19 protein-coding genes are annotated in these 18,572 nt (G+C 71.7%); 3 read left to right on the top strand and 16 right to left on the bottom strand.

What is annotated here, in order from left to right; genetic code table 11:
* Nucleotides 1-99: 99 nt before the first annotated feature.
* A complete protein-coding gene (locus ACFVYR_RS04880) occupies nucleotides 100-744 on the top strand; it encodes a DsbA family protein (RefSeq protein WP_384248509.1) in 645 nt (214 codons plus the stop codon).
* A gap of 104 nt (nucleotides 745-848) precedes the next feature.
* A complete protein-coding gene (locus ACFVYR_RS04875; protein WP_384248507.1) occupies nucleotides 849-1,859 on the top strand; it encodes an aldo/keto reductase in 1,011 nt (336 codons plus the stop codon).
* A gap of 93 nt (nucleotides 1,860-1,952) precedes the next feature.
* Here ACFVYR_RS04875 and ACFVYR_RS04870 read toward each other — a convergent pair whose 3' ends face one another.
* From ACFVYR_RS04870 to ACFVYR_RS04800, 15 genes are all read right to left on the bottom strand, one after another.
* Nucleotides 1,953-2,810 (bottom strand): hypothetical protein, encoded by an 858-nt coding sequence (locus ACFVYR_RS04870; RefSeq protein ID WP_384248506.1) that lies wholly within the window; start codon nucleotides 2,808-2,810, stop codon nucleotides 1,953-1,955.
* An 11-nt stretch (nucleotides 2,811-2,821) separates the two neighbouring features.
* On the bottom strand, nucleotides 2,822-3,586 hold the full coding sequence (locus tag ACFVYR_RS04865) for a sirohydrochlorin chelatase (RefSeq protein WP_384248504.1): 765 nt from the start codon (nucleotides 3,584-3,586) through the stop codon (nucleotides 2,822-2,824).
* 6 nt (nucleotides 3,587-3,592) lie between these two features.
* Complete coding sequence (locus ACFVYR_RS04860; RefSeq protein WP_384248503.1) at nucleotides 3,593-4,501, bottom strand: ABC transporter permease; 909 nt, start codon at nucleotides 4,499-4,501, stop codon at nucleotides 3,593-3,595.
* Nucleotides 4,488-5,279: an ABC transporter ATP-binding protein gene (locus tag ACFVYR_RS04855; protein ID WP_384248501.1), complete on the bottom strand. Its 792-nt coding sequence runs from the start codon at nucleotides 5,277-5,279 to the stop codon at nucleotides 4,488-4,490. The genes ACFVYR_RS04860 and ACFVYR_RS04855 overlap by 14 nt, the downstream gene beginning before the upstream one ends.
* 35 nt (nucleotides 5,280-5,314) lie before the next feature.
* The gene (locus ACFVYR_RS04850) at nucleotides 5,315-6,421 is read right to left on the bottom strand and encodes an ABC transporter substrate-binding protein (RefSeq protein WP_384248499.1); all 1,107 of its coding nucleotides are present in this window, start codon (nucleotides 6,419-6,421) and stop codon (nucleotides 5,315-5,317) included.
* A 238-nt stretch (nucleotides 6,422-6,659) separates the two neighbouring features.
* A complete protein-coding gene (locus ACFVYR_RS04845; RefSeq protein WP_384248498.1) occupies nucleotides 6,660-8,030 on the bottom strand; it encodes a sulfate adenylyltransferase subunit 1 in 1,371 nt (456 codons plus the stop codon).
* Between the two features lie 2 nt (nucleotides 8,031-8,032).
* Nucleotides 8,033-8,968 carry a sulfate adenylyltransferase subunit CysD gene (gene cysD / locus ACFVYR_RS04840; protein ID WP_384248496.1) on the bottom strand — a complete coding sequence of 312 codons (936 nt, stop codon included), beginning with the start codon at nucleotides 8,966-8,968 and terminating at the stop codon, nucleotides 8,033-8,035.
* Nucleotides 8,965-9,537 carry an adenylyl-sulfate kinase gene (gene cysC, locus ACFVYR_RS04835; protein ID WP_384248494.1) on the bottom strand — a complete coding sequence of 191 codons (573 nt, stop codon included), beginning with the start codon at nucleotides 9,535-9,537 and terminating at the stop codon, nucleotides 8,965-8,967. Before cysC ends, cysD begins: the two co-directional genes overlap by 4 nt.
* The gene (locus tag ACFVYR_RS04830) at nucleotides 9,534-10,250 is read right to left on the bottom strand and encodes a phosphoadenylyl-sulfate reductase (protein ID WP_384248493.1); all 717 of its coding nucleotides are present in this window, start codon (nucleotides 10,248-10,250) and stop codon (nucleotides 9,534-9,536) included. Before ACFVYR_RS04830 ends, cysC begins: the two co-directional genes overlap by 4 nt.
* Nucleotides 10,247-10,426: a hypothetical protein gene (locus ACFVYR_RS04825; protein WP_384248491.1), complete on the bottom strand. Its 180-nt coding sequence runs from the start codon at nucleotides 10,424-10,426 to the stop codon at nucleotides 10,247-10,249. Before ACFVYR_RS04825 ends, ACFVYR_RS04830 begins: the two co-directional genes overlap by 4 nt.
* On the bottom strand, nucleotides 10,423-12,120 hold the full coding sequence (locus tag ACFVYR_RS04820; protein WP_384248490.1) for a nitrite/sulfite reductase: 1,698 nt from the start codon (nucleotides 12,118-12,120) through the stop codon (nucleotides 10,423-10,425). Before ACFVYR_RS04820 ends, ACFVYR_RS04825 begins: the two co-directional genes overlap by 4 nt.
* Nucleotides 12,121-12,267: 147 nt before the next feature.
* Nucleotides 12,268-12,351 (bottom strand): putative leader peptide, encoded by an 84-nt coding sequence (locus ACFVYR_RS04815; protein ID WP_317850486.1) that lies wholly within the window; start codon nucleotides 12,349-12,351, stop codon nucleotides 12,268-12,270.
* Between the two features lie 124 nt (nucleotides 12,352-12,475).
* A complete protein-coding gene (locus ACFVYR_RS04810) occupies nucleotides 12,476-13,063 on the bottom strand; it encodes a GNAT family N-acetyltransferase (RefSeq protein ID WP_384248488.1) in 588 nt (195 codons plus the stop codon).
* Nucleotides 13,064-13,174: 111 nt separating this feature from the next.
* Complete coding sequence (locus ACFVYR_RS04805; RefSeq protein WP_384248486.1) at nucleotides 13,175-14,473, bottom strand: GAF domain-containing protein; 1,299 nt, start codon at nucleotides 14,471-14,473, stop codon at nucleotides 13,175-13,177.
* 267 nt (nucleotides 14,474-14,740) lie between these two features.
* Nucleotides 14,741-16,375, bottom strand: coding sequence for an acyl-CoA dehydrogenase family protein (locus tag ACFVYR_RS04800; protein ID WP_384248484.1), 1,635 nt, complete (start codon nucleotides 16,373-16,375; stop codon nucleotides 14,741-14,743).
* Between the two features lie 17 nt (nucleotides 16,376-16,392).
* Here ACFVYR_RS04800 and ACFVYR_RS04795 point away from each other — a divergent pair, with 17 nt between their 5' ends.
* A complete protein-coding gene (locus ACFVYR_RS04795; protein ID WP_384248482.1) occupies nucleotides 16,393-17,583 on the top strand; it encodes a YihY/virulence factor BrkB family protein in 1,191 nt (396 codons plus the stop codon).
* A 47-nt stretch (nucleotides 17,584-17,630) separates the two neighbouring features.
* On the opposite strand, the gene ACFVYR_RS04790 is transcribed toward ACFVYR_RS04795, so the two are convergent.
* Complete coding sequence (locus ACFVYR_RS04790) at nucleotides 17,631-18,497, bottom strand: NAD(P)H-binding protein (RefSeq protein WP_384248480.1); 867 nt, start codon at nucleotides 18,495-18,497, stop codon at nucleotides 17,631-17,633.
* Nucleotides 18,498-18,572: the final 75 nt, after the last annotated feature.

Genomic DNA, 18,572 nt, shown 5'->3' with positions numbered 1-18,572 from the left:
CCCGGACGGCCCGGACGGCCCATACATGCGAAAGTGGCCCGCGCAAAGGGGCTGTGAATGGCCCACAAACGCGTGCCATTCACTGGCTACTGTCGAGGCATGACAGAGACGGCCGCAGCAGTCGGCACCACCGCTCACGCCCCGGCCCGGGTCGACTTCTACTTCGACCCGGCCTGCCCGTTCGCCTGGATCACCTCGCGCTGGATCCTGGAGGTCGAGCGCCACCGCGCCCTCGACGTCCGGTTCCACGTGATGAGCCTCTACTTCCACAACGAGGGCAACGAACTGCCCGACTGGTACCGCGACCTGGTCGACCGCTCGCTCACCCTCACCCGGGTCGCCGCGGCCGTCGCGGACCGGCACGGCGAGGAGGTCCTGCGCGACCTCTACACCGCCTTCGGCACCCGGGTCCACCAGGAGAAGAACGAGGACTTCGACGAGGTCGCCGCGCAGGCCCTGGCCGAACTCGGACTGCCGGGCGACCTCGCGACCGCGGCGCACGACGCCTCGTACGACGCTGCGCTGCGCCGCAGCCACGACGCTGGCAAGGACCCCGAGGCCGACGGCTATGTCGGCACGCCGACGATCCACGTCGACGGCACCGTCTGGTTCGGGCCCGTGCTGCGCGCCATCCCACGCGGCGAGGAGGCCGCCCGCCTCTTCGACAGCTTCCGCGTCCTCGCGGGCCACCCGGACCTCTTCGAACTGAAGCGCACCCGCACCGGCGGCCTCGACTTCTCCTGACGCCGGAACCCAGGTCATGCCCGACCGCGGCCGGCTGACGGAGCGCGCATGCCCCACGCCTCCGCATTTGCGTGAGAGCGCACTCCAACTCCTAGGTTCGGCGCATGCGATACATCAAACTCGGAACGACCGGACTGGAAGTCTCCGCCATCACCCTCGGCTGCATGAGCTTCGGAGAGCCGGACCGGGGCGGCGAGCCCTGGTCGCTGGGCGAGGACGCCAGCCGGGACATCATCAAGCAGGCCCTTGAGAGCGGTGTCAACTTCCTCGACACAGCCAATGGGTACAGCGCCGGAAGCAGCGAGGAGATCGTCGGCCGGGCGGTCAAGGACTTCACCCGGCGCGAGGAGGTCGTTCTCTCCACCAAGGTCTGGATGCGGATGCGGCCCGGCCCCAACGGCGCCGGGCTGTCCCGCAAGGCGATCTTCACCGAGCTCGACGCCTCCCTGAAGCGGCTGGGAACCGACTACATCGACCTGTACCAGATCCACCGCTGGGACTACGACACCCCGATCGAGGAAACCCTCGAGGCGCTGCACGACGCGGTCAAGTCGGGGAAGGTCCGCTACATCGGCGCTTCTTCCATGTACGCCTGGCAGTTCACCAAGGCCCTGTACCTGGCTGACCTGAACGGCTGGACCCGGTTCGTGTCGATGCAGGACCACTACAACCTCATCCACCGAGAAGCAGAGCGGGAGATGCTCCCGCTCTGCGCCGACCAGGGCATCGGCGTGATCCCGTGGAGCCCGCTTGCGCGGGGCAGGCTGACGCGGCTCCGGGACACCACCACGGCGCGTGCCGGGACCGACCCGGGCGGCAAGATCCTCTACCGCGATGGAGACCAGGCTGTCGCCGAGCGCGTCCACGAGATCGCGGGCAAGCGGGGGCTGTCCCCGGCTCAGGTCGCCCTGGCCTGGGTCATGCGCAACCCGGCGGTGACCTCGCCCATCGTCGGAGTCACCAAGCCGGCTCAGCTGGCCGACGCGGTCGCCGCGGTGGACGTCGAACTCGACGAGGACGAGGCCGCCTGCCTGGAGGAGCCCTACCAGCCGCACGAGGTCGCCTACCTGGAGGAGTCCTTCTACAAGTCGCGCCCTGTGGCGAGCGCCCGGTAGTCCGGGCTACCGCCGGGCCTTCGACGAGGTGAGGGGGCGGACGCTCGCACGGCAAGCGGATTCCCCCCCGCCGGTCGCCGAGACCCCGGCGCCTCACCCCACCGCCCGCGGCAGCCCGATCGGGTTCGGGAACGGCAGGACGTCGGAGTCCAGGATGTGGCGGGCCGCGGGCTCCAGCGCGGTGAGGAGGTCGTCCGTCTCGGCCCTCGCCAGGGGGCGAAGCAGCCGGGCCGCGAGGCGGTCCGTGTCGTCCTCGATCAACTCGCGCTCGGTCAAACCGCGTTCGGTGACGCGACCCGTCGCGTCGAGCAGTGCCCGGCCGCGCAGCCGGTCCACGGCCACCGCCCACTCCTCCTCGCTCCAGCCCCGGTCCTGTCGGATACCGGCCGGGTCCACCCGGTTGGTCGCGGCGGCCAGGACGAGGCTCTCGCGGGCGTCCAGGCCGTGGTCGGCGAGGACCGCCACGTGCGCGTCGCCCCTGAACTCGCGTACGCAGGTAGCCTGTTGCCACAGCCGCTCAACGGGGTCGGCGCGGTGGGCCAGGTCGCGGTTGGCGGCGAACAGTGGGCGGGCCAGCGACGGGGCGTCGTCGATCATCGCCGTCAGCGGGGCGTCGACCGCGGCGGCCAGCGCGTCGACGGACGGGACGAGGCGGCGCAGGGCGGCGGCGGTGAGGCGGGCACGTTCCTCGACGACCCGGTCCGGCGACGCGTACTCCCAGGCGGACGGCAGGGAGCGGGCCACCATGCCCGGCGCGAAGACACCGAGTGCCGCGGCCGCCACTCCCGGGCCGACCCGGCCCATCGGTGCGGTGCGGGCGGCGAAGTACCCCATCCAGAAGCCCTTGAGGCCCACGGATCTGCCGAGACCGCGGCAGCGCTCCTCGAAATAGACCACCGCGTGCAGGGGTTCGGTCCGCAGCCACAGTGTGCGCGATCGGCTCGGGGTCATGAACCCACAAGCTAGGCCAGTGCGGGAATCCGCGCCAGGGGACCAACGGGGCAGGTGCCAGGGGCATAGGCCTCGTCATAGCGCCGGAGGAGCAGTCGGGCCACCGCGGGAGCGGGACCGAGCACGTCGGCGAGTACGTCGGCGTCGGCCGCGCCCCGCGCGATGCGGTCCGGCAGGAAGCCGGGAGCCAGGACGTAGGGCGCGACGGCCACCCGCCGCACCCCCGCCACGGCCCGCAGTGCCCGCACGGCGTCCTCCGTGCGGGGCAGCGGTGCGGAGGCGAACGCAGGCCGCACGGCGCACCAACCGGTGTGCCGCCACTCCCGCGCGATGTCAGCGATCACTGCGATCGCCTCCGGGTCCGATGACCCCGCCGAGGCCAGCACGACCCCGGTCGAGGGCTTGTCGGCGGGGTCGAGCCCCGCCTCGTACAGCCGCTGCTCCAGGGCGCTCAGGAGCAGCGGGGAGGGGCCGAGGACCGCGGCCTGGCGGACGCGCAGGCGGGACGGCGCCTCGCGCAGCACCGAGGGGATGTCCGACTTGGCGTGGAACGCCCGGGTCAGCAGCAGCGGTTGGGCCACCACGTCGCGCACGCCCTCGGCGGCGAGCCTCTCCAGCACATCGGGAACGGTCGGTGCGTCGAAGTCCAGGAAGGCCGTCTCCACCCGCAGTCCCGGGCGCAGTGAGCGCACCCGGCGCACCAGCGCGCGCACGGTCGCGGCGTGCCGCGGATCGCGGCTGCCGTGGGCGATGAGGAGGAGTACGGGGCGGTTCACGGCGGTTCAGCTCCTCACGAGGAGGCCGCGGCTGCGCAGGACGCGCCGCTCCAGCGGGCTGAAGATGAGCAGGTCGATGGCGATGCCGACGATGAGGATGAGGAAGATGGCCAGGAAGATCATGGGCATGGAGCTGGCGTTGCGGCCGTTCTCCAGGAGCTGGCCGAGGCCCACGCCAAGTTCGGGCGAGGAGGCGATGATCTCGGCGGCCATCAGCGAGCGCCACGAGAACGCCCAGCCCTGCTTGAGCCCCGCGAGATAGCCGGGCAGCGCCGCCGGGAGCACGATGTGCCAGGTGTGCCGCAGGCCCGTCGCGCCGAGTGTGCGGCCCGCGCGCAGATACAGCGGCGGCACCTGGTCGACGCCGGAGACCAGGCCGTTGGCGATGGAGGGCACCGCGCCGAGCAGGATGACCGCGTACATCATCCTGTTCTCGAGACCGAGCCAGAGCACCGCCGGCGGGACCCACGCCACGGAGGGCAGGGACTGCAGGCCGGAGAGGATCGGCCCGATCGCGGCCCTGACGAACCGGACCCGGGCCACGAGGAGGCCGAGCGGCGTGCCGATCGCGAGGGCGAGCAGGAAGCCGAGCAGCCCGCGCGAGACGGAGGTCCAGATGTAGTCGAGGAGCGTGCCCTGCACCCAGGCCGCGTGCACCTCGTCCCAGACGGCGGACGGCGAGGGCAGCTTGCTCGGGTCGTCGACGATGTCGAAGGTGACCAGCCCCTGCCACACGAGGAGCACCAGCAGCACCGCGGTGAGCGGCGGCAGGACCTTCTGCACCAGGACCTCGCGCACCGGCGTACGGGTGGGCCCGGCGTTCGACTCCAGCGCGTCCAGACCCGCCTCGAGACCGGCGAGGTCCTGGCCGTCCCCGGCCGACTTGACCGGGCCGGTCGTCTCAGTGCTGGCCATGGCGGCGGATCTCCCCACGCAGTTGTTCGGTGATCTCGACGGACAGTTCCGCCACGGCGGTGTCCTCGATGCGGCGCGGGTGCTCGATGTCGACCCGCCACTCGTGCGCCACCCGGCCGGGACGCGAGGAGAGGAGCACGACGCGCTGCGCGAGGCGCACGGCCTCGCGGACGTTGTGCGTGACGAAGAGGACGGAGACGTTCGTCTCGCGCCAGATGCGGGTCAGTTCGTCGTGCAGCACGTCGCGGGTGATCGCGTCGAGCGCCGCGAACGGCTCGTCCATCAGGAGCAGCCTGCTGTCCTGCGCGAGCGCGCGGGCCAGCGCGACGCGCTGGCGCATGCCGCCGGACAGCTCGTGCACCCGCTTGCCGTACGCGCCCCGCAGCCGGACGAGTTCGAGCAGCTCCTCGGCCTTCGGGCGGCGCTCGGCCTTCGCCACGCCGCGCAGTTGCAGGGCGAGTTCGATGTTCTTGCCCGCGGTCAGCCACGGGAAGAGCGCGTGCTCCTGGAACATCAGGGCCGGGCGGCCATCCGTCGTGATGGTGCCGGCGGACGGCTTGTCGAGCCCGGCGACCAGATTGAGCAGCGTCGACTTCCCGCAGCCCGAGGCGCCCAGGAGGGTGACGAACTCGCCCGGCGCGACGTCGAGCGTGATGTCGTCCAGGACGAGCTGGGGCCCGGCGGGGCCGCCGAAGGACTTCGAGACGTGCTCGATCCTTGCGGCGTGCGCGGCCGTGGTGCGGACGTCCTCCGCGGCCTTGGCGAGGGTGGTAGCCATGGTCGTCACCTCCTGGGAACGGTCGTCTTGCGGGGCTACTTGACGCCGAGGCCGGCGTCGTCGACCGGGGGCTTGCCCGCGGCCTTCAGGACCTTGTTCAGCGGGCCGAGGTCGTAGATGCCCTTGAGATCGGGCTTCTCCAGGAGACCGGCCTTGACCGCGTGGTCCGCCTCCGCGTCGAGCGTCGCGGCCAGCGGGTCGTCGGTCGTGCTGATCGACTTCCACGCCGGGTCGAGCACGCCCGCGGGCAGCGGCTTGCCGACGTCGGCCTTCAGGCGGGCGTTCGCGGCGGCCTTCGCCTTCTCGGGGTTCTTCGCGATCCACGCGTTGGTCTTCACGGCGCCGCGCAGCACGGCCTCCACGACCTTCGGGTGCTCTTTGAGGAACTCCTGCCGCACGATGATGTTGGTGATCACGAACTTCTTGTCCGGCCACAGGTCGGCCTCGTCGAGCAGCACCTTGCCGCCCTCGGCGACCAGCTTGGACGCGGTCGGCTCCGGGACCCAGGCGCCGTCGATCGAGCCGGACTTGTAGGCGTCCGGGGTGATCTTGTTGTCGGTGCGGACCACCGACACGTCGCCCTTGCCGCTCTGCGCGTCGGTCTTCCAGCCCTGCTCGGAGATCCAGTTGAGGAAGGCCACGTCCTGGGTGTTGCCGAGCTGCGGCGTCGCGATCTTCTTGCCCTTGACGTCCTTCAGCGACTTGATCTTCTCGGGGTTCACCACGAGCTTCACGCCGCCGGACGCCGAGCCGCCGATGATCCGCAGGTTCTTGCCCTGCGACTTGGTGTAGCCGTTGATGGCGGGCGACGGGCCGATCCAGCCGATGTCGATGGAGCCCGCGTTGAGCGCCTCGATCTCCGAGGGCCCGGCGTTGAACTGGGAGTACTTCGCCTCCGTACCGCCGAGTTCCTTCTGGAAGAGCCCCTCCTGGTTGCCGACGAGGGCGGTGGCGTGGGTGAGGTTCGGGAAGTACCCGATCTTCACGCTGTCCAGGCCGTCGATCTTCTTGGCGCCGGCGGCGACCTTGGCCTTGCCCTCGTCGGCCGAGTCGGTGTCGGAGCCGTACCCACAGGCGCCGAGCGCCAGGGCAAGGAGGGGGAGCGCCGTCAGGGCGGCGATTCGGGTACGTGGGGCAGGCACGGGAGGGGGTCCTCTCGTCGGCCCGGAACGCACGCCGTCAGGGCGTGGCCGGGAGGTCGGCAGGTCTTCGTCGTCGTACGGAGCGGCCCCCGGAGCGGGGGCGGGCGAGGGCGCGCATGCGGTGCGCGTACGTCAGCGCGCACATCGGGAGACCCCGCCCTGCCCGCTGCCGAGGGCGCCGCTGCCGATGCGGCCGCCCTCCTTGGCGAACGTCGCGAACACGTCGGCGTACCTCATCTCAGAAGTCCCAGCCCTCGTCGTCCGCGGGCGTGGCGGTCTCCACCGCGGCGTCGGCGGCCGCGGCGAACGCGTCGCCCGCCATGCCCGCCGCGAGCGTCGTGCCGTCCGCCGGGTCGATCAGCAGGAAGGAACCGGTGCGGCGCGAGTCGGCGTACGCGTCGACCGCGAGCGGCTCGGCGGTGCGGACCCGCACGCGGCCGATGTCGTTGGCGACGAGCCGGCCGGGCTCCGGGTGCTGGGAGAGGTCGTCGAGGGTGAGCCGCGACGGGATCTCCTTGACGATCGCCTTGACCGTACGGGTGGTGTGCTTGAGCAGGACCCGCTGGCCGACGGTGAGCGCGGTGTCCGCCACGTGGCAGACCGTCGCCTCGATGTCCTGCGTGGTCGGCGGGGCGTCGCCGCTCGGCACGATCAGGTCGCCGCGCGAGATGTCGATGTCGTCGGCCAGGAGCAGGGTGACGGACTGCGGCGTCCAGGCCACGTCCACCGCCTTGCCGAGCAGGTCGATGCCGGTGATCGTCGAGCCGCGGCCGGACGGCAGCACCGTCACGGACTCGCCGACGCGGAAGGTGCCGGCCGCGATCTGGCCCGCGTAGCCGCGGTAGTCGGGGTGTTCGGCGGTCTGCGGGCGGATCACGTACTGCACGGGCAGGCGCGCGTGGCAGGAGGCCAGGTCGTGGCTGACCGGGACCGTCTCCAGGTGCTCCAGGACGGTCGGGCCGCCGTACCAGTCCATGTTGGAGGACGGTTCCACGACGTTGTCGCCGGCCAGCGCCGAGATCGGGATGGCGGTGATCTCCGGGACGCCCAGCTCGCTCGCGTACGCGGTGAACTCCTCGGCGATCCTCGCGAACACCTTCTCCTCGTACGCGACGAGGTCCATCTTGTTCACGGCGAGGACGACGTGCGGGACGCGCAGGAGGGCGGCGACGGCGGCGTGCCTGCGGGTCTGCTCGATGACGCCGTTGCGGGCGTCCACGAGGACCACGGCGAGGTCGGCCGTGGACGCGCCGGTCACCATGTTCCTGGTGTACTGCACGTGGCCCGGGGTGTCGGCGAGGATGAACCGGCGCCGCGCCGTGGCGAAGTAGCGGTACGCCACGTCGATGGTGATGCCCTGCTCCCGCTCGGCGCGCAGGCCGTCGGTGAGCAGCGCGAGGTCGGGGGCGGCCTGGCCGCGGTCCTGCGAGACCCGCTCCACGGCCTCCAGCTGGTCGGTGAGGACCGACTTGGAGTCGTGGAGCAGGCGGCCCACCAGGGTGGACTTGCCGTCGTCGACGGAGCCCGCGGTGGCGAACCGCAGCAGGGTGGTGGCCGACAACTGCTCGGTGGAGAGCGGCTGTACGGGCTCGGTGGTGCTGTTGCTCATGGTTAGAAGTACCCCTCGCGCTTGCGGTCTTCCATCGCGGCCTCGGAGAGCTTGTCGTCGGCCCGGGTGGCTCCGCGCTCGGTGAGGCGGGACGCGGCGATTTCGGTGATGACGGCTTCCAGCGTCGTCGCGTCGGAGTCGACGGCGCCGGTGCAGGACATGTCGCCCACCGTGCGGTAGCGGACCAGCCGCCGCTCGACCGTCTCGCCCTCCTTCGGGCCGCCCCAGTCCCCGGCGGTCAGCCACATCCCGGAGCGCTTGAAGACGTCCCGCTCGTGCGCGAAGTAGATGCCCGGGAGCTCGATCTCCTCGCGGGCGATGTACTGCCAGACGTCCAGCTCGGTCCAGTTGGAGAGCGGGAAGACGCGGACGTGCTCGCCGGGCGCGTGCCGGCCGTTGTAGAGCTGCCAGAGCTCGGGGCGCTGGCGGCGCGGGTCCCACTGCGAGAACTCGTCGCGCAGCGAGAACACCCGCTCCTTGGCGCGCGCCTTCTCCTCGTCGCGCCGCCCGCCGCCGAACACGGCGTCGAACCGCTCGCTCTGGATCTTCTCCGTCAACGGCACGGTCTGCAGCGGGTTGCGGGTGCCGTCGGGGCGCTCGCGCAGCTTGCCCGCGTCGATGTACTCCTGCACGGAGGCGACGTGCAGCCGCAGCCCGTGCTCGGCGACGACGCGGTCGCGGTACTCGATGACCTCGGGGAAGTTGTGCCCGGTGTCGACGTGGAGGAGCGAGAAGGGGACCGCCGCCGGGGCGAACGCCTTCAGCGCCAGGTGCAGCATGAGGATGGAGTCCTTGCCGCCGGAGAAGAGGATCACCGGCCGCTCGAACTCGCCCGCCACCTCGCGGAAGATGTGCACCGCCTCGGACTCCAGGGCGTCCAGGTGGCTGAGCGCGTACGGGCTGTCCGTCTCCTCGGAGACGCCTGCGACGGTCGTCATGCGAGACCCCTCTCGGTGAGCAGCGCGTGCACGGCCGCCGCTGACTCCTGCACGGTCTGGTCCTGCGACTCGATGCGCAGATCGGGCGAGTCGGGCTCCTCGTACGGGTCGTCGACACCGGTGAGCCCGGATATCTCGCCCGCCGCCTGCTTGGCGTACAGGCCCTTCACATCGCGTACGGAGCACACCTCGACCGGCGTCGCGACATGCACCTCGACATATGCGGTGCCGGTCTCCTGGTGGCGCTTCCTGACCGCCTCGCGGCTGTCCGCGAACGGCGCGATGACCGGTACGAGCGCCAGCACGCCGTTGCGGGCGAGGAGTTCGGCGACGAAGCCGATGCGCTGCACGTTGGTGTGCCGGTCCGCGCGGCTGAAGCCGAGGCCCGCCGAGAGGAACTCGCGGATCTCGTCGCCGTCGAGCACCTCGACGCGGCGGCCCTCCGCGCGCAGCCGGCCCGCCAGTTCGTACGCGATGGTGGTCTTGCCGGCGCTGGGCAGGCCGGTGAGCCAGACGGTGGCTCCGGTCGTCACGTGTTTCTCCTGAACTTCTCGCTGTGCCGCGGTCATCCGTGGATCCCGCACTCGGTCTTGGCGTTCCCGGCCCAGCGGCCGGCCCGGGAGTCCTCGCCCGCGAGGAGTCGGCGGGTGCAGGGGGCGCAGCCGACCGAGCCGTAGCCGTCCATCAGGAGCGGGTTGGTGAGGACGCCGTGCTCGGCGGCGTACGCGTCCACGTCGTCCTGGCTCCAGCGGGCGATCGGCGAGATCTTGACCTTGCGGCGCTTCTCGTCCCAGCCGACGACCGGGGTGTTCGCGCGGGTCGGCGACTCGTCGCGGCGCAGCCCGGTCGCCCATGCCGCGTACCCCTCGAGGCCCTCCGTCAGGGGTTGCACCTTGCGCAGCCTGCAGCAGAGGTCGGGGTCGCGGTCGTGCAGCTTCGGGCCGTACTCGGCGTCCTGCTCGGCGACGGTCTGACGCGGTGTCAGGGTGATGACGTTGACGTCCATCACGGCCTCGACGGCGTCGCGGGTACCGATGGTCTCCGGGAAGTGGTAGCCGGTGTCCAGGAAGACGACGTCGACGCCGGGCCTGGCCCGCGCGGCGAGGTGGGCGACGACGGCGTCCTCCATGGACGAGGTCACGCAGAACCGCGCGCCGAAGGTGTCGGCGGCCCACTGGAGGATCTCCAGGGCCGATGCGTCCTCCAGGTCGCGCCCTGCCTGCTCGGCGAGTGCCTTCAACTCGTCCTCGGTGTACCGCAGTTGGTCCTGAGCGGTCGTCATGTCCGGTCCTCTCCACCGCTGGTGTGCTGAACGCCCCGGGCGAGCAGCCCGAGGAACTTCAGCTGAAAGGCGCGATTGCAGGCCGCGCATTCCCAGGCGCCGTGACCGGTCTCGTTCGGACGCAGGTCCTCGTCGCCGCAGTACGGGCAGTGGAAGGGGGCGGCACGCTCGCTCACTTGAGGGCCTCCTCGGACGCGCGGGCCGTCCAGGCGGCGAACCGCTCGCCGTCCTCGCGCTCGGCCTGGAAGCGCCCCAGGACCCGCTCGATGTAGTCGGGCAGCTCGGTGGCGGTGACCTTCAGGCCGCGGACCTTGCGGCCGAAGCCGGCCTCCAGGCCGAGCGCGCCGCCCAGGTGCACCTGGTAGCCCTCGACCTGGTTGCCCTCGTCGTCCAGGACCAGCTGGCCCTTGAGGCCGATGTCGGCGACCTGGATGCGGGCGCAGGCGTTGGGGCAGCCGTTGATGTTGATGGTGATTGGCTGGTCGAACTCCGGGATGCGGCGCTCCAGTTCGTCGATGAGCGAGGCGCCGCGCGCCTTGGTCTCGACGATGGCGAGCTTGCAGAACTCGATGCCGGTGCAGGCCATGGTGCCGCGCCTGAAGGGCGAGGCATTGACCCGCAGGTCCAGCGCCTCAAGGGCGGAGACGAGCGGGTCGACCTGCTCCTGCGCGACGTCGAGCACGATCATCTTCTGCTCGGCGGTGGTGCGGAGCCGGCCCGAGCCGTGCGCCTCGGCGACCTCGGCGATCTTCGTGAGGGTGGCGCCGTCCACGCGGCCGACGCGGGGCGCGAAGCCGACGTAGAAGCGTCCGTCCCGCTGGCGGTGGACGCCGAGGTGGTCGCGCCAGACGTCGGCGGGCTGCTCCGGCGCCGGCCCGTCGACGAGCTTGCGCAGCAGGTACTCGTCCTCAAGGACCTGCCGGAACTTCTCCGGGCCCCAGTCGGCGACGAGGAACTTCAGGCGGGCGCGGTTGCGCAGGCGGCGGTAGCCGTAGTCGCGGAAGATGCCGATGACGCCGCCGAACACGTCGGGCACCTCGTCGAGTGGCACCCAGGCGCCGAGGCGCACGCCGAGCTTGGGGTTGGTGGACAGGCCGCCGCCCACCCACAGGTCGAAGCCGGGTCCGTGCTCGGGGTGGTCGACGCCGACGAAGGCGACGTCGTTGATCTCGTGCGCGACGTCGAGCTGCGGGGACCCGGAGATCGCCGTCTTGAACTTGCGCGGCAGGTTCGAGAACTCGGGGTTGCCGATGAAGCGGCGCTGTATCTCGTCGATGGCGGGGGAGCCGTCGATGATCTCGTTCTCGGCGACACCGGCGACGGGCGAGCCGAGGATCACGCGGGGTGTGTCACCGCAGGCCTCGGTCGTCGAGAGCCCCACCGCTTCGAGGCGGCGCCAGATCTCGGGGACGTCCTCGATGCGGATCCAGTGGTACTGGATGTTCTGCCGGTCGGTGAGGTCGGCGGTGCCGCGCGCGAACTCCTGGGACACCTCGCCGATGACGCGCAGCTGCTCGGTGGTCAGCCGGCCGCCGTCGACGCGCACCCGGAGCATGAAGTACTCGTCGTCCAGCTCCTCCGGCTCCAGGATCGCGGTCTTGCCGCCGTCGATCCCGGGCTTGCGCTGGGTGTAGAGGCCCCACCAGCGCATGCGTCCGCGCAGGTCGTTGGGGTCGATGGAGTCGAATCCACGCTTCGAATAGATCGTCTCAATACGTGTCCGCACATTGAGACCGTCGTCGTCCTTCTTGAACTGCTCGTTCCCGTTGAGCGGCGTGAAGTGACCGACGGCCCACTGGCCCTCACCGCGGTGACGGCTCGCCTTGCGACGGGGCGTGGCTGGGGCAGGCTTTTCTGGCGTGGCGGCCATGGTGGTAAGTCCTTCGGGGCAGCGGGTGAGCAGCTCTGACCTGCGGGTATGGCACATGACCGCAAAGCTCTGACACATGCGGAAATGCGCGCGCGACGCTGCGCGGAGAGCGGAATCAGGAAGCGGGGAGCGGCGGTGCTGAGTCGATCAGCAAGCCGGACACATGGCGCTGGACATGCGGCCGAGGTCGACGTGACGTCGACTCACCAAGGCGTTTCCAGTGCGGTCCATGCCGGAAGCGTGTCACGGGACTTTCGGCCCAGTCCAGCATTATCCAAGATGTGGACACCCCTGTCCCGAAGTGTGGGCAGGGGTGTCATCGGTCACAGCGGACCGGGGCATTCCATGGAGCGGGTCAGCCGCGGTGGGCACCCGGCCACGGGCCCGGCGCGGGCGCGTCGGCCTCCTGCTCGACCTTGGTGTCGAAGAGCGTGAAGCCGCGCCGCCGGTAGTTGTCCATCGCGTGCTCCCCGTCCTTGGAGCAGGTGTGCAGCCAGACCCGCTCCGTCGGGGCGAGGCCCGGCCACCGCTCGGCCAGGTCCCAGGCGCGCGCGGTCGCGTACGAGAGGAGGTGGCCGCCGATGCGCCGCCCCCGGAAGGCGGGCAGCAGCCCGAAGTAGACGATCTCGACGACGCCCTCCGCCGCGTCCCCCTGCTCACCCCGCGCGGCCAGCTCCACGTACCCCGCGGGCGTCCCCCTGTCGTACGCGACCCACGTCTCCACGCCCGGCCGGTCCAGCAGCTTCTGCCACTCGGCGTAGGTGAGCGGGAGCCGGTCGGTCCAGTGGATGTCCCCGCCGACGGACGCGTACAGGAACCTGCTGAATTCGGGCGAGGGCACTTCGGCGCGCACGATCCGGATGTCGCCGTCGGGTGCGGAGGCCGGGAGCAGGTCGGCGGGCGACGTCTGCTCCAGGGACCAAGTGGTGACAGTGAGACTCATGGGGCACAGAGAATCACGGGCCCGCGGGCGTCACGGGGTTGGGGGCTCGCGCGGGGCGACGGGGGTTCAAAGACAGGCTCTTACGGGGCGCGGGAGCCGTGCGGGCGTCGCTCAGGGTTCCGCCCCGTGCCGCGCCGCGCGGACCGCGGGCGCCATCGAGTGGGGCAGCAGGTCCACCGGACGCTCCGGCATGATCACCTCGACGTCGACGTCCTCGGGGAAGCGGTAGGGCCGGTGGGCGAGCAGACCGCCGAGGTAGCGCCGCACCCGGGAGAGCTCGGCGCGGACCGTCACCGTGCGCGCCGGGTCGCCGAACATGTCCTCGGCCAGGCCCGAAGCGGTGCGGCCCGTGCGGCAGGTGGCGAGCAGATAGAGCAGTTCCGCGTGGCGCGGGCTCAGGTCGTGGGTCCAGTCGCGGGCGCCGCCGAGCACCGCGAGCGTCCACCGGCGCGGGCTGCTGACGTCCAGGACGAGCCGGGTCGCGGCGACCGGGCGCGGCGTGTCGCCGGGGTCGTCGAGCCGCAGCAGCCAGCCCCCTGGCAGGGGTTCCGCCACGCAGGAGCCGAGCGAGGGGAGCCAGGTGCGGCCCGCGCCGAAGGCCTTGGGCAGAGCCAGGCGGTCCGCCGGAGGCATGCCCGTCACCGCGGCGGTCCAGCCGTGCACGTCCACCGCTAGCGCCCGCCCCTCGATCCTGGCGAGCACCGGGGCCGCCACCGCGCGCAGCCGGCCGAGCGCCGTCACGTGCCGGTCCCGCAGCCGGGCCTCGGCGAGCTTGGCCACCGAGTCGACCAGGGCGAGGGTGGCGGGGTGGACGGTCCGCAGCGGCCCGCTGACGTCGACGACGCCGAGCAGCCGGCCGTCGCGCGGATCGGTCACCGGGGCGCCCGCGCACGTCCAGGCATGGTGGGTGCGCACGAAGTGCTCGGCGGAGAACACCTGCACAGGTCTGCGCACCACCAGCGGAGTGCCTATCCCGTTCGTGCCGACGACGCTCTCCCCCCAGTCCGCCCCCAGTTCGAAGCCGAGCGAGTCCGCCTTGCGCAGCACCGCGGCGCTGCCCTCGCGCCACAGCACCCGGGCGTCCGCGTCGCAGACGACCATGATGTGCTGCGCGGCGTCCGCCACGGAGACCAGGGCGTCGCGCAGGACGGGCAGGACCTCCGCGAGGGGCGAGGCGCGGCGGCGCTCCTCCAGCTCCTCCTCGCTGAGCAGCCGGGACCGGACGTCGCGGTCCGGGTCGACCCCGCCGAGCATCATCCGCCCCCACGAGTCGCCGATCACCGGGCGCGGCAGGACCCGCGGCCGCCGGCCGGAGAGCGTGGCGTCGCGCACCCCCGTCAGGAGCCGCGCGGCGTGCGCGAGGTCCATCCCGGCTATCCGCGCGAGGTCGATCGTCGGCGGGGCGTTCATGACCACTGGGTCCTTTCCGGCCAGACCAGTGTGTAGGGGGGCGTTCCATCGTGCCCCTTGGGCACGTCCCTGGGGGATGCATCGGCGAGGAAGCGGGCGGACGGCACAGCGAGTTGCAACCTCCTGCAACTCTGGCCAACGGCTGAGCGGTCCTCAAGTGTGGACGACAACACCGCCCGTGCGGTGTTCACGCTCCTCAAGGGGCCTGAGAGACGGGGGTGGTGCCGTGTCGGCGCGGCACCACCCCCGTATCGGCCCGGAGCGGCTCTAGAGCGCCGGAGCGGACCGCTCCACCACCGCGGCCAGATCCAGCGTGTGCGGCAGCGTGCCGAAGGCCGCGCCCCAGTCCCCGCCGAGCCGTGAGGCACAGAACGCGTCGGCGACCTCCGAAGGCGCGTACCGCACGAGCAGCGACCCCTGGAGCACCAGCGCCATGCGCTCGACCAGGCGGCGCGCACGCCCCTCGATGCCGTCGAGGTCGGCCAGTTCGGTCAGCAGGTCCTTGATCGCGCCGTCCAGGCGGTGGTCGGCGCCGCGCGCCGCCCCGACCTCCTGAAGGAACGCGTTGAGCGCCTGCGGCTCGCGCTGCAGCGCGCGCAGCACGTCCAGCGCCTGGACGTTGCCCGACCCCTCCCAGATGGAGTTGAGCGGCGCCTCGCGCAGCAGCCGCGGCATGCCCGACTCCTCCACATAGCCGTTGCCGCCGAGGCACTCCAGGGCCTCGCCGACCATGGGCGTGCACCGCTTGGTCACCCAGTACTTCGCGGCGGGCACCGCGAGCCGCAGGAACGCCCGCTCCTGCTCGCTCCCGTCGTCGTACGCCGCCGCGAGCCGCAGCGCGAGCGTCGTGGCCGCCTCGGACTCGAGGGCCAGATCGGCCAGTACGTTGCGCATCAGCGGCTTGTCGACGAGCTTGCCGCCGAACGCCTCCCGGTGCGTCGTGTGGTGCACCGCCTGCACCACGGCCTGCCGCATCAGCGCGGCCGAACCGATCACGCAGTCGAGCCGGGTCGCCGCCACCATCCCGATGATGGTGCGCACCCCGCGCCCCTCCTCGCCGACCCGGCGCGCCCACGTCCCGTCGAACTCGACCTCGCTGGACGCGTTGGACCTGTTGCCCAGCTTGTCCTTGAGCCGCTGGATGGCGAAGGCGTTCCGCGAGCCGTCCTCAAGGACCCGCGGCACCAGGAAGCAGGTCAGCCCCCGTTCGGCCTGCGCGAGCACCAGGAACCCGTCGGACATGGGCGCGGAACAGAACCACTTGTGACCGGTGAGCGCGTACGTCCCGTCCTCGGCGAGCGCCTGCGCGCGCGTCGTGTTGGCCCGCACGTCGCTGCCGCCCTGCTTCTCCGTCATCCCCATCCCGAAGACGACACCGGCCTTCTGCGACGCGGGACGCAGCCCTTCGTCGTACACCGTCGAGGTGAGCCGCGGCTCCCACTCGGCGGCGAGCGCGGGGTCGGCGCGCAGCGCGGGCACCGCGGCGTGCGTCATCGAGACCGGGCAGCCGTGGCCCCCCTCGGCCTGCGTCCACACCAGGAAGCCGGCGGCCCGCCGCAGATGTCCGCCGGGCCGCGACCAGGCGGCGGTGAGACCCGCGGAGACGGCCTTGCCGAGCAGCCGGTGCCACGCGGGATGGAAGTCGACCTCGTCGATCCGGTGGCCGTAGCGGTCATGTGTGTGCAGAACGGGAGGATTCTCATTGGCCTGATTTCCCCACCTCTGTGCCTGGGCGGAACCCGCGGAGCGGCCGAGGAGGGCGAGTTCGTCGCGGGCGGAATCCAGGAGCGCCGGGTCCAGATGCCGCTCGACGCCCTCCACGAGGGCCCGGTCGGACGTGAATACGTCATATCCCACCAGGGGCGGAGCCTGGTTGGTCACTGTGTGGGTGCTGGCTGCCATGCCGCTACGGTAAGGAGGTGCACCAGGCAAAAGAAACACCCGGGCGGCCCTCTGGCCGTTGGAAACGGGCCCGCGCTCTCTACCGGAACGTCTCCAAGCGCAGGACCGCCTGGCTGCTGCTCAAGGACACCGTCAACTCGTGCGTCGAGTACCGCATCCTGGGGCTCGCGGCCGAGGCGGCGTTCTTCACGCTGCTCTCCGTGCCGCCGCTGCTCCTCAGCCTGATCGGGCTGCTCGCCTACGTGGACCGGTGGACGGGCGCCGACACCATCGCCAGCGTCCAGAACAACATCCTGGAGGCGTCCCGCACGGTCCTGTCCGACAAAGGTGTCAGTCAGATCGCCGAGCCGATACTGGACGACGTGTTGCGGGTCAGCCGGCCCGACATCATCTCCATCGGCTTCCTCTTCGCGCTGTGGTCCGGCTCCCGCGCCGTGGCGGTCTTCATCGACACCATCACCGTGATGTACGGCCTCGACGGCGTGCGCGGCATCGTCAAGACCCGGATGCTGTCCTTCGGCCTGTTCATCGTGGCGCTGCTCATCGGCTCGGTCGCGCTGCCGCTGATGGTGGCGGGTCCCGACGCGGTGGTGAACCTGCTGCCGGGCTCCACGACGGTCGTCCAGATCCTCTACTGGCCGGTCGTCGTCATCCTCTCCGTCGTCTTCCTGACGACGCTGTACCACGTGTCCGTGCCGGTGCGTTCGCCGTGGGTGGAGGACATGCCCGGCGCGCTGATCGCGCTCGCCATGTGGGTGCTCGGCAGCTTCCTCCTGCGCATCTACCTCACCAGCACGGTCGAGGGCCCCACCATCTACGGCTCGCTCGCGGCCCCGGTCGCCGTGCTGCTGTGGATCGGCGTCTCGGCGTTCGCGGTCCTGGTCGGCGCCGCCGTCAACGCGGCCATCGACCGCGTCTGGCCGTCCGTCGCGACGAAGGCCGCGCGCGCCGCCAACGACCGCATAAGGGAGGCGCAGGCCGTGGAGGTGGTGGCCCGCGCGGCCGCCGCGCGCGAGGCGATGGCGGAACTCGACGACGACCCCGAGGACCCCGAGATGCCGTCCGAGTACCCCGAACGGTGGTCGCGCTTCCTGCCGCCGGACGACGTGTCGTCCCGGCTGCGTACGCCCCCGAAGCCCACGAAGCAGCCGAAACACGCGAAACGCAACGGTACGGGGAGCGGCGGAGACGGCTCCTGCGGCGGTTGAGGAGCGGGGCCGGGAAGCCCCGCGACCTCGCTCCGTCGGGCCCGGCCTCACCTCTTCCAGGTGCCCGCCGCGGCCTGTTCCCCGGCGAAGTCCGCGAAGTCCCTGGGCTCCCGGCCCAGCACCTCGCGTACCCCTTCCGAGAGCCTCGCGTTGCGGCCGTCGAGGTTCGTCTCGAACAGCTCCACCAGGAACTCCGCCTCCGCGGCCGGAATCCCGAACTCCGTGAGCGCCGCCCCGTAGTCGCGCGCCGACACAGGGACGTACGCGATCTCCCGCCCCGCCGCCGCCGCGACCTCCGCCACCGCCTGCCGGAACGAAAGCAGCCGGGGCCCGGTGAGATCGAGGATCCGGCCCGCGAACCGGTCGCCGCCGGTCAGCGCGGCGACCACCACATCCGCTATGTCCCGCGCGTCGATGAACGGCTCAAGGACCTCACCGGCGGGAAAGACCAGCTCCCCGCCCCGCATCCCGTCCAGGAGCGGCCCCTCGCTGAGGTTCTGCGCGAACCAGCCGGCCCGCACGACCGTCCACCGGGCGCCCGCCTCCCGCACCGCCCGCTCCGTCGCGTGCGCCTGGGGCTCGCCCCGCGCCGAGAGCAGCGTGAGGTGCCGTACGCCGAGTTCGGCCGCCTGCCGCGCGAAGGCGCCGACCGTCTCGGCCGCGCCCGGCGCGCCGACGTCCGGCAGGTAGGCCAGGTGCGCCGCGTCGGCGCCCCGCAGCGCGTCCTCCCAGGTCGACCGGTCCGCCCAGTCGAACCGCACCGCGCCGGACCGCGAGGCCGCCCGCACCGTGAGTCCGGCCGCCTCGGCGGACTCCACCACCCTGCGCCCCACCCGCCCGGTCGCGCCCGTCACCAGAACCGTCATGCCCGCCGTGTCGCTCGTGTGCGCCGTGCGCGCCGTCTTCGTCGTCATGGCTTCAGTGAATCGGCCCGCGGGTCACGGGACCATCGCCGAAAGGCTCACGGCCATACGCGTGCGTCTACGCTG

Source organism: Streptomyces sp. NPDC058284, assembly GCF_042881135.1.
In the GTDB taxonomy this organism is placed as follows: Bacteria; Actinomycetota; Actinomycetes; order Streptomycetales; family Streptomycetaceae; genus Streptomyces.
This window is presented reverse-complemented; position numbering and strand designations above follow the sequence as displayed.

Excerpts from the sequence above, each read along its gene's own strand:
- ACFVYR_RS04810 (WP_384248488.1), bottom strand. The coding sequence starts at position 13,063 with ATGAGTCTCACTGTCACCACTTGGTCCCTGGAGCAGACGTCGCCCGCC.
- ACFVYR_RS04845 (WP_384248498.1), bottom strand. The coding sequence starts at position 8,030 with ATGAGCAACAGCACCACCGAGCCCGTACAGCCGCTCTCCACCGAGCAG.
- cysC (WP_384248494.1), bottom strand. The coding sequence starts at position 9,537 with ATGACCGCGGCACAGCGAGAAGTTCAGGAGAAACACGTGACGACCGGA.
- cysD (WP_384248496.1), bottom strand. The coding sequence starts at position 8,968 with ATGACGACCGTCGCAGGCGTCTCCGAGGAGACGGACAGCCCGTACGCG.
- ACFVYR_RS04875 (WP_384248507.1), top strand. The coding sequence starts at position 849 with ATGCGATACATCAAACTCGGAACGACCGGACTGGAAGTCTCCGCCATC.
- ACFVYR_RS04805 (WP_384248486.1), bottom strand. The coding sequence starts at position 14,473 with ATGAACGCCCCGCCGACGATCGACCTCGCGCGGATAGCCGGGATGGAC.
- ACFVYR_RS04880 (WP_384248509.1), top strand. The coding sequence starts at position 100 with ATGACAGAGACGGCCGCAGCAGTCGGCACCACCGCTCACGCCCCGGCC.
- ACFVYR_RS04815 (WP_317850486.1), bottom strand. The coding sequence starts at position 12,351 with ATGGACCGCACTGGAAACGCCTTGGTGAGTCGACGTCACGTCGACCTC.
- ACFVYR_RS04790 (WP_384248480.1), bottom strand. The coding sequence starts at position 18,497 with ATGACGACGAAGACGGCGCGCACGGCGCACACGAGCGACACGGCGGGC.
- ACFVYR_RS04800 (WP_384248484.1), bottom strand. The coding sequence starts at position 16,375 with ATGGCAGCCAGCACCCACACAGTGACCAACCAGGCTCCGCCCCTGGTG.
- ACFVYR_RS04820 (WP_384248490.1), bottom strand. The coding sequence starts at position 12,120 with ATGGCCGCCACGCCAGAAAAGCCTGCCCCAGCCACGCCCCGTCGCAAG.
- ACFVYR_RS04830 (WP_384248493.1), bottom strand. The coding sequence starts at position 10,250 with ATGACGACCGCTCAGGACCAACTGCGGTACACCGAGGACGAGTTGAAG.
- ACFVYR_RS04860 (WP_384248503.1), bottom strand. The coding sequence starts at position 4,501 with ATGGCCAGCACTGAGACGACCGGCCCGGTCAAGTCGGCCGGGGACGGC.
- ACFVYR_RS04870 (WP_384248506.1), bottom strand. The coding sequence starts at position 2,810 with ATGACCCCGAGCCGATCGCGCACACTGTGGCTGCGGACCGAACCCCTG.
- ACFVYR_RS04855 (WP_384248501.1), bottom strand. The coding sequence starts at position 5,279 with ATGGCTACCACCCTCGCCAAGGCCGCGGAGGACGTCCGCACCACGGCC.